Here is a 13931-nt window from a genome sequence, read left to right on the forward strand (position 1 = left end):
AAATTGGCCAAAGTCAAGCTAAGGGCAACTTCACTCTCGGCGCGATCAAGCGGAACGTTATTTCTTTGACAACGGGGCATGTCCCGTTCGTGGTGCAAGTGCCGTTAGGATCCTGCTGAGTAAGGCGTTTCAGCGTTACAAGCGCCATGTTCTCGTGCGCACCACCTGAGAGGTAGGCTGCGGCCAAAGGCGCCGAGAACTCGGAAAATGACGACGTGCTGGCCTGGTCTTCCGCCTCCTCCTCAGTCGAACCGTTAATGATGTGAAGGACGACGAATTTGGCCCTCTTCAAGAGAGCGGGATCTCGGATTGATTGAATGAGACTGATGGCAGCGGTAATCCCGGAATTTTCAAAGTATCCACCATCAACATAGTGCAAGTATGAGCCGTTTGACGACACGGTGGCGGCCGGCGTGATAACCGGAAAACGGGCACTCATAAGTGCAGCTGTCGTGAGCGGCACGCGGATCTCAGGTGCTTGATCTTCAAGTGTAGCGATCCCGAACCCGTTGATGTGACTGACCGCAACGGGCTCTCCGCTATTTACCGACGTCGTCATCAAGATCAGCGACGGGTCACGGATTTGCGGCCGGGGCCGCAGATCGTCGAAGGCAACATCGGAAATATCTTTGCCGGTCGCGTCTTTCCAAGAGTTTTCCAAACTGCTCTCTAAGGCGCGCGCGCGATCGAATACTGACAGATCACCCCAGGCGCGCGGCCATAGGTGGGTCAGCAAGTCCATGCCAAGAAGCGACCGCAGCGTCGGAGACAGAAGGTCGTGGTGAAGTGCTGCTTGCCAGTTCTGGTGTAATTCCGACGGCTTGATCGCATCAGACACGGAGACGGCGGGCCTCTCTTGGCGTACGGCGGCGGCGAATGCCGCGGTACCAATGCTTCCGCCCGAGACGCCGATCATGGCAAAGACTTTATGTACGAAGTCCTTGTCCTGTACGCGCAGTTGGTCGAGGACCATAGCCGTCATCACGGCCGCGCGAATGCCGCCACCCTCGGCGGCTACGACGACAACGGGCTCGCGACCAGTATTGGACGGGTTTAGCGGACCAAGCCAATTCTTTAGCGCTTCGGTCGCGTTGGGCGCTCTCGCAATCGTTTGTCTGTCACTTGGTCGGACGATGTGATGATCGTTTGCGTCATTCCTGCTGAGAATGATGAACCAGATCGTTGACAATAGTAACAATGGCACGCGCGTGCGACTGGATACGAAAGCGACGCAAGTCAGAACGCCTAAAAAGAGCATGAGCCAGCAAGCAAAATACGTAGGCCCCGCGCTAGTACCTTCGGTTGGAATCAAAAAAAGAAGTCCGAATGCGACGGCGACAACCAGACCGGCGAGAAAAACGACGATCCAATGCGTATGAAATTGGACCGAACCGAGCCAGTGGCCCGGACGCGCGATCAGAAGTAGGCTCGCTAAACCAGCGATTCCACCGACAGTTGCTAGGAGACGCCCCCAAAAGGATAACGCAAGGTCGATCAGACTGGCGCTAGGTGCGCTGACGTAAGGCGAGGTTAACAGCAAGACGGAAAACCACTGCCACCAGGAGATCATTTCTTGTTCGACGACCGGCAGCCTCGATTCTAAAAGGGCTAAACCAGCCACGAGTGGGATACTACTCGCTAGTAAGCCGACCAAACCAAAGCGTCGCGCTTTGAACGTCACGCCGCCATCTAACCTGACGTCGTTCTCGATCGGAACAACAGTGCGGTGACCGTTCGCGTAGAGTTGGATCAAGCCAAAAATCGCGATCGCGAAGGTCAAATAGCCGACCAGCATCACAAGATTGACAAACGAGAAGGGGTCTTCGCGATTAAAGGGGACTTCGCGCAACAGTTCGCCTGTTTGCCGGGGTAGAAGCATGAGCGCTGCGAACAAGGTGCAGACGATAAGACTTACGCGCAAGGCAACAAGGCCCGCTAGGACATCGGACAGTTCGTCCCAGAAATAATCCCACTTCAGCCACCACCGGGACTTCTGTTGCCTGATATGAAAAAGGTCCCAGAAAAAAGAGCACCCTGGGCCAAGCATTGTTCGCGAGAGAAGTTGGCCGTCTTCAAATGTCAGTTCCCAACTTAGACGCATGTTGTTTTGTTCAGGCGTGCGGACAATGATGCCTACAAGCACACGATCGGGCGCAATCTGCGATATTCCGAAAAAGTAACGTCCATTCAACTCTTGGCTCAGCGCCCGGGAAACTTGAAAGTACCCTTCAGGGCCACCGTATTGACCATAGTACGGCCGATACTCGACGAATTGGGGGCTAATCGCATCTGCCCCTCGATCAAGAGTCCCTTGGAGGGTTTCGCGCACAAGCCATGTCGCGCGGTCGATCAAGGTTGCGTCTTCTGGGACTGACGACGCACCGGCCGGATTGATTGTGTCCAACGGACGCTCCATCGCAGCCTCGGGCGCGCTAGGGTTTTGTCTTATCGAAATACTATCTTAGATATTTTAGAGTGCAACTACCTTCGAGCGTCCCTATGGCTTCGTTGATCGTCGGCTACTGCTGCATGGGGGATCAGGCTCACGGCGTATTTATCCGATGGACCATAGGGCTGCAGAAAGTGCCCCCTCCTCTTTAGAAGCTTCGAAGACTGAAGATTTGGCGCACCGATAAGCTTTTTTAGTTTTCCTTACCAGTCCAGGGATCAGGCTGTCGTTTTCGAGGCTACCTTGAGATAGAGACTGTACGCGACCCGGTCTCTTGGAGCTGCTTCCGAACGACGACCGTTGAACTACCCGGCATCGAATTGGGCAGGCTGGTCGGATCAGCCTGCCCTCTCATTGCCCGAGCGACCGAATTCGGTTATCTGCGCTCAGCAACTTCGAAAATCAGTTCTCCCTCCATTTTCTCTACTACACGTTTTCCCTTGTACGACCCGATGCGCATCCCATCTTTCTCAATCCCCTCGGCTAGCCTTCTCAGGGCAGATACGACATCAGCAGCACTCATTGCAGCTCCCGGCAACACTAGAAGCTCGTCTCGCAGGGCACCTACTTTGATTGGCGCGACTTTTTTCCTGAATTTCGCCTTATCTCACGACGTGCCCTCGTTTCGCTCTCGTCAAGCTTCCGGCCGATACTCTGTCGACTAGACATCAAAACGTACTCGTAAAGCACGTTATCGATACTTTCGCTTTTGGCACTCGTGGCATAACCGTAAGTCACTCCCGAAAATCCGTTGTAATCTACGAGCGGCGCGTTACATGCAAACTCTGACAATTGGTTTTTCATTTCTCACTCCTACATGAAGCAACGTGCTGCCGAAGCAGCCACGCTCTCCTTTACAAGTTCGCAATCGAGATGTTTTTGAGCAAGAGCACTTGACCCTGCCAAGCGACAACCTGCACAGACGCCAGAGTGGCGGCTACCGTTTCCACTCGCCATCGAGCGTCTCGGTGACGTAATCGCCGTCGGTGTCCTTACCGATACAAAGGCCTTCGCGTCGTATGCGAGCAGCCAGATGTTCGAGCGTTTCGGCCACGCTCAGCGGCGTCATCTCTGGGCCGACTACAACGAACAGCTCGTCATGAAGTTGATCGGAAGCCAAGCGAGCCGGTCTTTGTCCACTCTTGATTCGGCTCTCGCGATAGGCTCGCACCTGTTTAGGTCGCGATTCTAGCATCAGCTCGATTTCGTAATCACACTGCGCTGGAAAACTGTCGTCGCCTTTCGCACCATAGATCATAGTCGTGCCGAAAGCCCCCTCGCCGTTCCACAGACGAGAGCTTCCCGCTTCATAATCAACCTGCACCATTTTCGCCATCTGGTCCTCCTGACGGTTCAGACCGAACACTTTACAAGTGCGACTATCGAAGCCGTCAGAAAGCTAACATCCAGCTCTGGCCGCTCAATCACGGCCCGCTCCCTATTTCCAAACCTGAATACTGTCCGGGCCAACGCGGCCATGCTTGAATGTCTTCAACATGTAGTCTGACATCGTACCGTACGTGATCGGCGTCGTGTGAATTCGGGCCAATACAGCGTTGTGATAGAACTTCGCTTTGGTGCGGAAATGCTCATCTAATGGCACCGTCAGCCGTGACTGCTTGCCCATCAGCAGCTCTTGCACCTTCTTGTGCATGTCAGTCCGCGCTGGTGGGCGTACGAGGGCAATAGCGTTGAAGTGCAGCCCGCCATTGATCAGAAAGTCCATAATCTCTGTTTTGTCGCGCTTCCAAACGGGCAGATCATGACAGCCGATGAAGATTGGCCGTAAGAACCTCCATTCCTCAGACTTCGGCTTGCGAACAGAGTGCCTGCAGAGAATCTCGTGAACCCGAGTGACCTCTGAGACCATGATGTCGAGCCGCTGGCCGTTACTCGTTGGGATCTGATTGAACATAAAGTTCAGAAAGAACGGCTGATAGCCCCCAATGATGTACTCTTCAATCATCTCATCATAACCAGCTACAATCTGCTGACGCGCCTGCCGATTTTTCATGTACGTACTCCAATCTGTTGGTGAGGATTTCTATGATCCCTGAAGACACACATAGCCATATGGAGACAACGAACCTCCACGTTGCATTACCGCTCCGTTGGGCAACCAGCGGCGCGTCGGCTATGTCTTCAAGAATTAGTATTTTACAGGAAGCGAAACGGCTCGCGATTAGGCACGTGCCCCCTAGCAATTGGAAAGGGTGCGCAACTTGCGCACCCTCGAATGCCGACTTGGCACGACCATCCGTCGGAGCTGATAGGCTCGAATTGGAATTGCCGATGTTAAGATCGGTACCGGCATCTCTTGATACCGAGCTACTGACCAAATCAACAAAAGCTTATCAGTTCTACTTCGTCCAACTTCCGATTGCACAGTCGCACAGATCGACTAGAATCGCGTCTGCACTTGGTTGAGCGGTTATGGCGGGTAAGCAGGCGAAGATTTTAGCGGTTGATCATATCGACGATCTCTTGTTTTTCGTCGAGCAGACGCGGCATCCGCTTCGTAATCGACTGATCATCTTATTCTCGGTGCGTGCTGGCTTAAGGGCCGCAGAAATTGCGCAGCTGACTTGGGAAATGGTCCTCGAACCAGACGGTACCGTCGGCAACGCTATCGAGCTGCAAGACCGTATTGCGAAAAAGCGCAGCGGACGCCGCATCCCTCTACATCGTGACCTGCAGCAAGCGCTCATCGAGCTTCGAGCGCTTTGCAGCGGTACTGGTCCAATTATTCGATCAGAGCGCGGTGGAGCAATGACGCCGCTCAGTATCGTGGTTTGGTTCAATCGGGTCTTTCGAGAACTCAGTCTTGCCGGATGCTCATCCCATTCAGGTCGTCGTACTTTTATTACGCGAGCGGCGCGGCTCGTCCATCAAGCCGGAGGGTCTTTACGTGACGTTCAGTTGCTCGCCGGACATAGGTCAATTCAGACCACACAGCGCTACATTGATGGCGATAGTGACGCACAGCGAAAGCTGGTCTCTCTCCTATGAACAGTTCGCGCAGAAGGGCGGCCTCTGCTCGCGCTCAGCAAGCGTCTCATGAGAGGGCCAGACAATTGCTCACGACGGTCTGCCAGCTCGCAGGCTCGATGTCATTCATAGACGAGATCGATCAGGAGTTTCGTCTGAACGGACTAGATGAAGCTATTGCGGCCTCCTCCACTGCTCCTATTTTCGATTGGCTTATCAATGTCCTCAGCTTTCAAGGCATCTCGGACAGGGTCGCCCGCGACTACGCCGCGAAACATGGTCGAGCAACCTGGGCCGACCTAGAGCAAAGCCTTAGAGAACCGGCCAAATGCTCTAAATTGCACAGCTACTGGCAATACTTTGACTGCAGGTACGACAAGACCAGCCAAACGTGTGCGGCGCCCGACCACTTTGACAATTGCAAGCTGCCCCAGCTTCGCTTGCGCAACGGACGCCTGAACCAGACGGCGTATTCGCTACATCTGTTCATCCGAGATGTTGCTTGTGGGGATCTTGTCGGATGGGTCCGAAACCAGATCGAAGTGTCCACTGCGGAAGCTGATCGCGACGTTTCTGCAGCACGGCAAGCTGCCTTGGTTGCTCCGCTTCAGAATGTCTACGGCGTTGGCGAAAAGACCCTGTCGATGGCCTTATCGACACTGCTCATTGGCGCCCGTGAGCTCGAACCGCATTGGTTTGATACCGGCAAAGACATGGTGGTCGTCGACTCTCTGGCGCACAATTTCCTTCACCGGACCGGGATTTTATATGATTGCGGCGCGGCCCATAGTTATGGCCCGTCCTGCTACACAAAAGGCGGCTGCGCCGCGGTCATTCGGGTTATCGCTGCCGAGATCGATTGTCGGCAGTTCAATGCGGCATTTCCTTCGGTTTTCCCGAGATTTGTGCAACACGCAATCTGGCGGTTTTGCGCGGCTGAGGCCGCCAATATCTGCAATGGCAACCGCATCGACGACCGGTTTGCCTGCCAAGACCGGTATTGCCGCCTCGGCTCAAAATGCGACCGAAAGCCATTGAAAATCGCACATTTTCAGTAGCTTACCCTGATTTTGGCCTTGACGGTATTATAATACTCCGCTAGATTCGATTGTCGGCCGAGACCGACGCTACGCAAAACCCGAAATAGGTGAACAATGACAATACGGCATCGACGACCAAAACGAACTCACAGCATTCAGAGATTTTCGATCCAGCAAAAGGCCCCAACTTCCGTCGGGGCCTTTCTCGTTTCTGGGAGGTCGCAATGACAAAGAAGGCAGACAAACAGAAACCTGAACCGCTGTTCGTGCTCGGCCTGGATCTCGATAACAAGCCGCGCGGCGCTCGCTTCGACAATGTCGATGATCGCATTGTCAGCGTGGCGCTTGACCTCGGCCTGGGTGCGGTGATCAAGGCTTCAACTGAGTTTGGCCAAGTGGCGCAGAAGCTGCCTGCGGGACGGCTCTACGCTTCGGGCAAAGCTTTCATCCCCGCGATCAAAGAAACGCTACTGACCGAGCTGATGACAATCTTGCGCAAGCCGGGCGATGCAAGCGAAGCGTACAAGCTCGAAAATCGACCGTCGAAGAAAGACGGTGAAGGGCCCGCGGTGCGATGCAAATCGCCGATTACGTCTGGCCTTCCGCGCAGTTGGGAACAAGTCGACGTCGGTCACATGGTCCTCGCCCACGAAGGCTACGACGATGGTTGGTGGGAGGCTGTCGTGGTCAAACGTGAAGATGACATTCTCACTCTTCGATACCGAGACTCGCCCAAGCTGCCGACCTTCGTTCGCCACTTGAATACGGTGGCCCTGGTGAACCCGGGCCCGCTCGCCGACAAGGCTTAATTACCTCCTGAGGCTTGGCTCAAGCCCAAGCCTCCCTTCCTCTCATTCTAATTGGAGAACACCATGTCACATGATTCGACTGGGCGAATTCGCGCGCTCAATGACAAGCTGAGGCAAGACTTATCAACGGGGACAGCGGTCATGACAAATGGCATTGCTGCTATGGGCCCCGAAGCGGTTCATCGTCTCGTTCAAACACTATCGGTCTTTGACGATTTTTGCGCCGCTAATGACCCTTACAGCGAACGCGACTTCGGCGCCTTTGAATTCGAGGGCGTACTCGTGGCATTCAAGATCGACTACTACGATCTCGATCTATGCTTTCATTCACCTGATCCGGCGGATGCTTCAGTTACCAAACGCGTGATCACTCTCATGCGCCTTGACGAATACTAGTCATTACGCGGGCGGCCTCGGCCTTTCTTCTTATCTACAAGGTCGGCCGGAGGCGTCTCAAACAGTGCACCCGGTTTGATCCGCAAGGCAATCGCAACGTGCCAAAGGGTCACGGCCGTAGGATTTCGACGTCCGGCTTCCAGGCCGCTTAAATAGCTTTGCTCGACCCCGATCTTGGCAGCAAACGCCTCCTGCGAAAGCTTGGCGGCCAATCGCCTAACTCGAATGTTCTCTCCGATAAGCCGCCGAATATCCATTCCTGCATGCGTAGGAAAATGGCTCGCGACTTCTATGCACTAAAGTGTATAATTCGTCGCGCGATACGCTGATCTTGCCCGACAGATGGACACTCACGATGAATGAACAGACTTCGAATTTGCCGCCGCCCCTGCCCCAGTTTGACGAACAAGCGCCTATAGCAACGAGTTCAGCTGAATGGCTGTATGTCGCTAACGGTGAGAGAAGAGGTCCGATTTCGGCGACCGCAATACAGCAGCTGCTAAACCGGAAGGAAATCACCGCTGACACACCGGTCTGGCGGAAAGGGATGCTTGAATGGAAGCCTCTACGAGAAACTAGCCTTGCCGAACTGGTTGCCAGCGAGCCCCCGCCAATTTCATCATCCCATATCGGCAACGGTTATGTGTGGGTTCTGGCCCTCATGCCACTTGCGGTCGGCTTGATCGAAGGGATGCTTGCGGCAAACAACTATCCGCGTGGACTCCCGCTGCAAGTGCCTGCGCTATTCAATGCTCTATTGGGCTGGATCGACTATCGGCTGTTAGAAAAGGCAGGCTACAAGTCAACAGGACTGCGCGTCGCCGCGATATTGTTGACCCCTGTGTATCTCTTCATGCGAGCGCGCCGCCTTAATCAAAGACCGGTATACGCAATGACGTGGCTAGCTTCGTTCGCAGTCGGCCTGCTGATTTACGGCGCCGCTGCAGCGGATTAGCCGACCGCGACGTGACCGCCACAATGCATGAAGCACTCAGCCAAGGCAAACCAATGCTGATCAAAAGAAATGTGATACTCACTGCATTCTTCGCATGTTGCGCGTCTGCTAATGCGCAGCAGACAAGCGACCCGACCTTCAACGGCTTTGCGAAGCTCGTACATTGCAACATCGGCACGGTGGTTGCCTGCCTCGGAGAGGCGTGTGCGGTGGTTTCATCTGGCGGCATCGGTCCAGACATGAACATGTGGATCTCTTTGTCAGAAAGACGAGCTGCCCCAAGCAGCAACTATAAGAGTCGAGATTCAGTACCGATAACGGTGCAGGACGTGTCGCCAGCCGCCTTGAACAGCGATCTCTCTGTAAAGTTTGCTTTCGCTGGCATGACGCAAGATGGGTCGAACTCTTTGGGCTTGTTATTCTTCCATCCTCGCGCCAATGGCGGTTACACGATACTTTTCGGTCAGACCACGAATCTTCAGCCCGATCCGACAAAACCAATGAAGGTCACCAAACTTATCCGCGGTGGTAGCTGCGATCTGCAAAACTGAGTCAAATCCTTCTTGGATTGACAGTCTGCGGGCTTGCGGGGCTCTAAGAGAGCAGTAAAGCCGCTCGACGTGAATTTCATAACCAGCGCGTATGAGACGGCTGGTGCGACAATATCTGTCATTGGATCCGTTCCCCTTTCGGCAATTGTTGCGCGCTGAACTACTTCTGGGAGCAAGCGTGCGCGGCCAAATTGGTGATGGTCATGACCGAGGGCATACGGGCCGATAGCTTACAAGAGGAGACCAGATGTGATTTGGAAGATCGGCGGAAGCATTTGTCCCACATGCGGCGGCCCCGGACGAGAGAGCCCGCGCCATCCCGGCGCACTCTGTCAAAAATGCCAGGCCATAGTCGTTGACAGCGCAGGCAATCCAGCAATCCTGGCTAACGAAAGTTTTTCAGGCGGCCTGAAAGTTACCGTCGGTGGCAAGACCATCAAGTCAATGGAAGCCGAGGGGCTGCCTCTGTATACAAACGGCATCGAATGTCGCGCGAAAAGCTACCGGTTTGGAGGTGTGGTCGTCCAACCTCTGCAAGTCTGGCAGGCGCTGGCCGACAGGCGCGGTTGCCCTTGATCGTTCACCGACGCCGTGGTGCTAGGCGAACCGTGGCCTGGAACGCGACGCGCCCGGACGCCGACGAAGGCGGTTTGGGGTACCCAAGGATGGCGTGTATTTTGGTCGGGCGAGACGCTTCGCTGTCGCCAGTATCAGTCTCCCCTCTCCGCCAGCTAGCGCGAGATCATCGAGATAGAGATGGCGCATTGCAAAGTAGAGCGTCAGCCGCTCGCCGTGCCGCAGTGGCGCTTTGCTCTGCCTAAATGTTCGGAGGACCACGCCATCCTCATCCACGACGTCCTTACCATTCAAGATGTAATCCACCGCTGATACCCGATAGGCAGAGATCGGTGATTTCAGCAGATAGCCGACAGCTCTTGGCAGCCGCCCTGGTTTGACCGGCTTGATGTTGGTCGGCTTGAGACCCCGTTCAAGCTCCTGATACCATCCTCGCCTCCTGAGAATGCGCAGCCGCTTTTGCATCATTTGCTTCGAGATGCCCCAGACGAGGGCGTGCATGTGCCAAGAAATGCATCGCTTCGCTTTGCCTCGATGGTGGCCGATCCGCCAATTGACATAGAGAGCGGGTTCAACGACGGCAAAGTAGCTCAACCCCTGAAGTCCTCGCCGAAGCCTTTCCTGAATCTCGATAAGTTCTGCCTCGGATAGACTATCTGCCCCACTTACACACCGTCGGTCGCACAACGTGACGAATAGAATTTGCCGATTATGATCGGTGCCATCATCGCCGTCACACAAGAAGCGCGCCAGTTCCCGACAAACTAACCTTCCCCAGTTAGTCCTAGAGTGGCTGTTGACCGCGAATAGGTGATCGGGCCGTTGAGGCTTGATGCGGTGCCGGTCTAGTGGGGATAGCTTGTGCCGATTTCGAGCACTCTCGAAAGCCGACCGCATTTTATTGCGCTCAAGTATCTGCCAATAAGCGATGCGAGACTTGTCGAAGAGAGTAGGCATGTTCATTCTCACTAAGCATGGGAACAAACAGTCTTTACAAGTAGGTCGCGTAACAGAGATTTGGCGATTGGTGGCTCTAACTCCCTAGTAAGGACGTCTAACTGCTAGTTTGAGCTGATGAAGTGTTCAAGCAGCAGCAGCAGCTGCTGCAGCATAGGCAGCGGGATTGCCACGGATCCTCTGAGCCAAAAGGGTGGCCAATTTGACCACCCTTTCTACCCTGCCTGCTTGCGGATAAAGGATGTCCCGCGAGGGCGAAGCAGAAATTAGGCACGAAGCGAGCGCAGGAACTCAAGCTGAACGTTGACGGGCAGCTTTTCGTAGATCGGCTTAATCGCAGATTCGGCCCACAAATCGCCAAGGATCGTGAGCTTGTGATTCTGTGCAGCTACAGAAAGACCGAGCCGCACAACCATCGCTCCGTTCGGTACATGTTCCTTTTTCTTGGCTGTGCGTTGCTTCAATAGCTTACGTTGCGCCTCGACGTCCATTTTGGCGATCTTGGTGAGGAAGCCGCGATGATCGTCCAATCCCATCGTGCGGACTTCCGCCTGAACTTCTTCGCCGAGCCCGTGATGAAGATATGCCTCTCGAACTCGGCTTCGGCTCCAGCCAGTCGCATCAGCTATGCGCTTGTATCCCTTATCATGGGGCTGCCGTCCGCCCTTGCCGCCGCTGAATGCTGCAAGACCATGAGCTGCTACATATCTCACCAGCTCATTGGATTTGTCGAGTTCACGCAAGCCGCGAAAAAGATTCTCGGCTGCCGCCCACCCCTTTGCTTGATCGGGCGTCAGAATGCGTGCCGAGATCGTGTTCATCCCCAATTTCTTGCACGCAGCTAACCGATGCGCTCCCGCACAGAGAACAAGAGTGCCTTCCGCAACGTCAATAGGAGTCCTTAAGCCGTCGCGTTGAATTGAGGCAACCAGAGCCTCAACAAGATCGGCGTCAATTGGCCTACGATCTTGTTCAATGAGTTGGACAGATTCGATCGGAATGGGCATCACTGGAGCGAGTGATGCATCGATCGCGCTGGCTATGCTGCCCCCCATCGCGTTCGAAGTGCGCGACTTAGTGACGTTTGAATTTTTCATCTCGAGATCTCCTCGTTTTTGGATTCGATAGAAATCGCTGAACTCGCAATCATCACGCACCCGGTACGCCGAATGCATGACTCATCGCGCGATCAAACGACGCGAAAGACTCGTCTAGTTTGCGATTGCGATGAATGATCCCGGTGTCGCGCCCATAATGCGCGCCGCAAATCTTCATCCAGCAGCCTACCGAATTGGATCTACTGGTAGGGGCGAAGTTGATGGTACTAGCTGACCAACATCTAAGCAAGCCCATCGATTATCGAGCGGCGGCGCAAGGTCGATCTTGCCGACGCGCGACGCTCACGCCGGCATCGAGAGGTGCGCTAAATGTCCGTTGCTGATGTCTCTTGATTTTAGAGGGCAGGCCATCTAGATTCTTACAGCATACCATTTGGGTGCTTCCGGAAACATAGACTGAGCCCTCGGCCAGTGCGCAACCTGCCCTCGCGGGCAACGTGTGTTGGCTATGTCTATGGTTCTCGCGCTACGGGGCGTCGTCGCTCCGTCGCTGTGCTCGACGTCTTTACTTGATCATCCGACTACTCTTCCGAGCTCCACTCGTGGAGCCCGAACGCCATGAGCGCGCGCAACGCAGGCTCAATTGATGGCGTGCGGGACCTCACGTATGGCAGCGTTCGGCCGCGATTACTGACCCGGCAGCAAGCTGCCGACTACTGCAACCTATCGCCGAGCTCGTTCTCCAATTGGGTGCGCTTGGCGAAATTGCCGCATCCCCTGCCCGGCACTACGCGCTGGGATCTGAAGGCCATCGACATTGCCTTGGACAAGCTGAGCGGCCTGCATATCGAAACCGAAACATCATCATCAACGCTGGACGAATGGAGGGAGAAGCGTGCGCGTCGTTCTTAAAGGAGTTCATCGGGTCAAGCGACGACTCGTTAATGGCGAAATCAAGGTGCACTTTTACGCGTGGCGTGGTGGCCCTCCCATTCGGGCTGAACCCGGCACGCCGGACTTTATTCGGGAGTACAACGATGCGCATGCTAGTCTTCGCCAGCCGCGCGCCGGCACCCTCATGACGATTATTGCGCAGTTCAAGGCCGCGCCAGACTTCACCGGCTTGGCGGCGTCAACCCGCCGGGCGTATTTGACCTATATCAAGCTGATCGAAGATGAGTTCGGTGACTTGCCGGTGGCAGCTCTGGCCGATCGTCGCGTGCGTGGTGAGTTCAAGGCCTGGCGCGACTCGTTCGCTGAGACACCCCGCAAGGCCGACTACGCCTGGACCACATTGGCGCGGATTATGTCGTTCGCAAAGGATCGCGGTATCATCGCGACGAACCCGTGCGAACGAGGCGGCCGCCTCTACGTCGCAGACCGCAGAGATAAGGTCTGGACTGAGCAGGACATCGGCGCAGTCCTTTCGGTCGCCCCCATCGAGATCCAACTTGCCTTGGTTCTTGCGTTGTGGAGCGGACAACGCCAGGGCGACCTCCTGCGGCTACCCTGGTCAGCCTATGAGAGCCCATACATTCGGCTTCGCCAGTCCAAGGGCGGCCGTCGCGTCGCCATGCCGGCGGGTGCACCTCTAAGAGCCCTACTCGACGTTACCGACCGTCGGGGTCCGCTGATCCTGACTAACACGTTCGGCCGTCCATGGACGTCTGACGGCTTTCGTACGTCCTGGGGAAAAGCGTGCGAGCGCGCCGGTATCGGCGATCTGACGTTTCATGACCTGCGAGGCACAGCGGTGGTTCGCCTTGCGATCGCAGGCGCCAGCGTGCCGCAGATCGCCGCCGTCACCGGTCACTCGTTGAAGGACGTCGAAGCCATCCTGGATGCGCACTATCTCGGTCGCGACATTCAGCTCGCAGAAGCTGCGGTGCTGAAGCTCGAAGCGCGAACAAAACTGTAAACGGTGGTGTAAACGGCGCCGGATTTGCCGTTTGATCAAACCACTAAGTGTTTGATTTATATGGTGGGCGCACCAGGGCTCGAACCTGGGACCCGCTGATTAAGAGTCAGCTGCTCTACCAACTGAGCTATGCGCCCGAAAGGCGGTCAATGCCTTGCGAGGCCGGTCGTTTAGCAAAGCGATCCGGGTCTGGCAAGCGATGTGACGCATGTTTTCCAAGGTTCTTCCACAGCC

At 55.3% G+C, this 13931-nt stretch carries 15 protein-coding genes and 1 tRNA gene; 9 read left to right on the forward strand and 7 right to left on the reverse strand.

All coding sequences use genetic code 11. The features are described from left to right. Positions 1 to 13 precede the first annotated feature (13 nt). The 3 genes from NLM32_RS34660 to NLM32_RS34670 form a co-directional block, all read right to left on the reverse strand. Positions 14 to 2404: a patatin-like phospholipase family protein gene (locus NLM32_RS34660; protein WP_254133197.1), complete on the reverse strand. Its 2391-nt coding sequence runs from the start codon at positions 2402 to 2404 to the stop codon at positions 14 to 16. A gap of 982 nt (positions 2405 to 3386) precedes the next feature. After that, positions 3387 to 3785 carry a hypothetical protein gene (locus NLM32_RS34665; protein ID WP_254133198.1) on the reverse strand — a complete coding sequence of 133 codons (399 nt, stop codon included), beginning with the start codon at positions 3783 to 3785 and terminating at the stop codon, positions 3387 to 3389. A 102-nt stretch (positions 3786 to 3887) separates the two neighbouring features. Further along, a complete protein-coding gene (locus NLM32_RS34670) occupies positions 3888 to 4463 on the reverse strand; it encodes a hypothetical protein (protein ID WP_254133199.1) in 576 nt (191 codons plus the stop codon). 419 nt (positions 4464 to 4882) lie between these two features. Between NLM32_RS34670 and NLM32_RS34675 the strand changes: the two genes are divergently transcribed. The 4 genes from NLM32_RS34675 (at position 4883) to NLM32_RS34690 (ending at position 7682) form a co-directional block, all read left to right on the forward strand. Then, on the forward strand, positions 4883 to 5458 hold the full coding sequence (locus NLM32_RS34675; RefSeq protein ID WP_254133200.1) for a site-specific integrase: 576 nt from the start codon (positions 4883 to 4885) through the stop codon (positions 5456 to 5458). Between the two features lie 65 nt (positions 5459 to 5523). Continuing rightward, the gene (locus tag NLM32_RS34680; protein WP_254133201.1) at positions 5524 to 6495 is read left to right on the forward strand and encodes a hypothetical protein; all 972 of its coding nucleotides are present in this window, start codon (positions 5524 to 5526) and stop codon (positions 6493 to 6495) included. 206 nt (positions 6496 to 6701) lie between these two features. Further along, positions 6702 to 7286 carry a hypothetical protein gene (locus tag NLM32_RS34685; RefSeq protein WP_254133202.1) on the forward strand — a complete coding sequence of 195 codons (585 nt, stop codon included), beginning with the start codon at positions 6702 to 6704 and terminating at the stop codon, positions 7284 to 7286. Positions 7287 to 7349: 63 nt separating this feature from the next. Next, a complete protein-coding gene (locus NLM32_RS34690; protein WP_254133203.1) occupies positions 7350 to 7682 on the forward strand; it encodes a DUF3768 domain-containing protein in 333 nt (110 codons plus the stop codon). Here NLM32_RS34690 and NLM32_RS34695 read toward each other — a convergent pair. Then, positions 7679 to 7939 (reverse strand): helix-turn-helix domain-containing protein, encoded by a 261-nt coding sequence (locus NLM32_RS34695; protein ID WP_256568321.1) that lies wholly within the window; start codon positions 7937 to 7939, stop codon positions 7679 to 7681. The genes NLM32_RS34690 and NLM32_RS34695 overlap by 4 nt on opposite strands. A gap of 98 nt (positions 7940 to 8037) precedes the next feature. Between NLM32_RS34695 and NLM32_RS34700 the strand changes: the two genes are divergently transcribed. From NLM32_RS34700 to NLM32_RS34710, 3 genes are all read left to right on the forward strand, one after another. Then, positions 8038 to 8637, forward strand: coding sequence for a DUF4339 domain-containing protein (locus NLM32_RS34700; protein WP_254133205.1), 600 nt, complete (start codon positions 8038 to 8040; stop codon positions 8635 to 8637). A gap of 11 nt (positions 8638 to 8648) precedes the next feature. Beyond that, entirely contained in the window at positions 8649 to 9188 is a 540-nt protein-coding gene (locus NLM32_RS34705) for a hypothetical protein (protein ID WP_254133206.1), read from the forward strand. 249 nt (positions 9189 to 9437) lie between these two features. Further along, on the forward strand, positions 9438 to 9764 hold the full coding sequence (locus NLM32_RS34710; protein ID WP_254133207.1) for a hypothetical protein: 327 nt from the start codon (positions 9438 to 9440) through the stop codon (positions 9762 to 9764). A 21-nt stretch (positions 9765 to 9785) separates the two neighbouring features. On the opposite strand, the gene NLM32_RS34715 is transcribed toward NLM32_RS34710, so the two are convergent. Both NLM32_RS34715 and NLM32_RS34720 read right to left on the reverse strand, forming a co-directional pair. Next, on the reverse strand, positions 9786 to 10358 hold the full coding sequence (locus NLM32_RS34715; protein WP_254133208.1) for a hypothetical protein: 573 nt from the start codon (positions 10356 to 10358) through the stop codon (positions 9786 to 9788). Between the two features lie 629 nt (positions 10359 to 10987). After that, positions 10988 to 11896 carry a ParB/RepB/Spo0J family partition protein gene (locus NLM32_RS34720; RefSeq protein ID WP_254133209.1) on the reverse strand — a complete coding sequence of 303 codons (909 nt, stop codon included), beginning with the start codon at positions 11894 to 11896 and terminating at the stop codon, positions 10988 to 10990. Between the two features lie 501 nt (positions 11897 to 12397). On the opposite strand from NLM32_RS34720, the gene NLM32_RS34725 reads away from it, so the two are divergent. Further along, positions 12398 to 12691, forward strand: a complete 294-nt coding sequence (locus NLM32_RS34725) for an AlpA family transcriptional regulator (protein ID WP_254133210.1) — start codon at positions 12398 to 12400, stop codon at positions 12689 to 12691. After that, entirely contained in the window at positions 12675 to 13697 is a 1023-nt protein-coding gene (locus NLM32_RS34730) for a tyrosine-type recombinase/integrase (RefSeq protein WP_254133211.1), read from the forward strand. Before NLM32_RS34725 ends, NLM32_RS34730 begins: the two co-directional genes overlap by 17 nt. A 61-nt stretch (positions 13698 to 13758) precedes the next feature. Here NLM32_RS34730 and NLM32_RS34735 read toward each other — a convergent pair. After that, positions 13759 to 13834, reverse strand: a tRNA-Lys gene (locus NLM32_RS34735). Between the last annotated feature and the right edge of the window lie 97 nt (positions 13835 to 13931).

Origin of the sequence: Bradyrhizobium sp. CCGUVB14, from assembly GCF_024199935.1 — a bacterium.
GTDB lineage: Bacteria > Pseudomonadota > Alphaproteobacteria > Rhizobiales > Xanthobacteraceae > Bradyrhizobium.

Excerpts from the sequence above, each read along its gene's own strand:
- NLM32_RS34720 (WP_254133209.1), bottom strand. The coding sequence starts at position 11,896 with ATGCATTCGGCGTACCGGGTGCGTGATGATTGCGAGTTCAGCGATTTC.
- NLM32_RS34685 (WP_254133202.1), top strand. The coding sequence starts at position 6,702 with ATGACAAAGAAGGCAGACAAACAGAAACCTGAACCGCTGTTCGTGCTC.
- NLM32_RS34690 (WP_254133203.1), top strand. The coding sequence starts at position 7,350 with ATGTCACATGATTCGACTGGGCGAATTCGCGCGCTCAATGACAAGCTG.
- NLM32_RS34725 (WP_254133210.1), top strand. The coding sequence starts at position 12,398 with ATGAGCGCGCGCAACGCAGGCTCAATTGATGGCGTGCGGGACCTCACG.
- NLM32_RS34695 (WP_256568321.1), bottom strand. The coding sequence starts at position 7,939 with ATGGATATTCGGCGGCTTATCGGAGAGAACATTCGAGTTAGGCGATTG.
- NLM32_RS34700 (WP_254133205.1), top strand. The coding sequence starts at position 8,038 with ATGAATGAACAGACTTCGAATTTGCCGCCGCCCCTGCCCCAGTTTGAC.
- NLM32_RS34665 (WP_254133198.1), bottom strand. The coding sequence starts at position 3,785 with ATGGCGAAAATGGTGCAGGTTGATTATGAAGCGGGAAGCTCTCGTCTG.
- NLM32_RS34670 (WP_254133199.1), bottom strand. The coding sequence starts at position 4,463 with ATGAAAAATCGGCAGGCGCGTCAGCAGATTGTAGCTGGTTATGATGAG.
- NLM32_RS34675 (WP_254133200.1), top strand. The coding sequence starts at position 4,883 with ATGGCGGGTAAGCAGGCGAAGATTTTAGCGGTTGATCATATCGACGAT.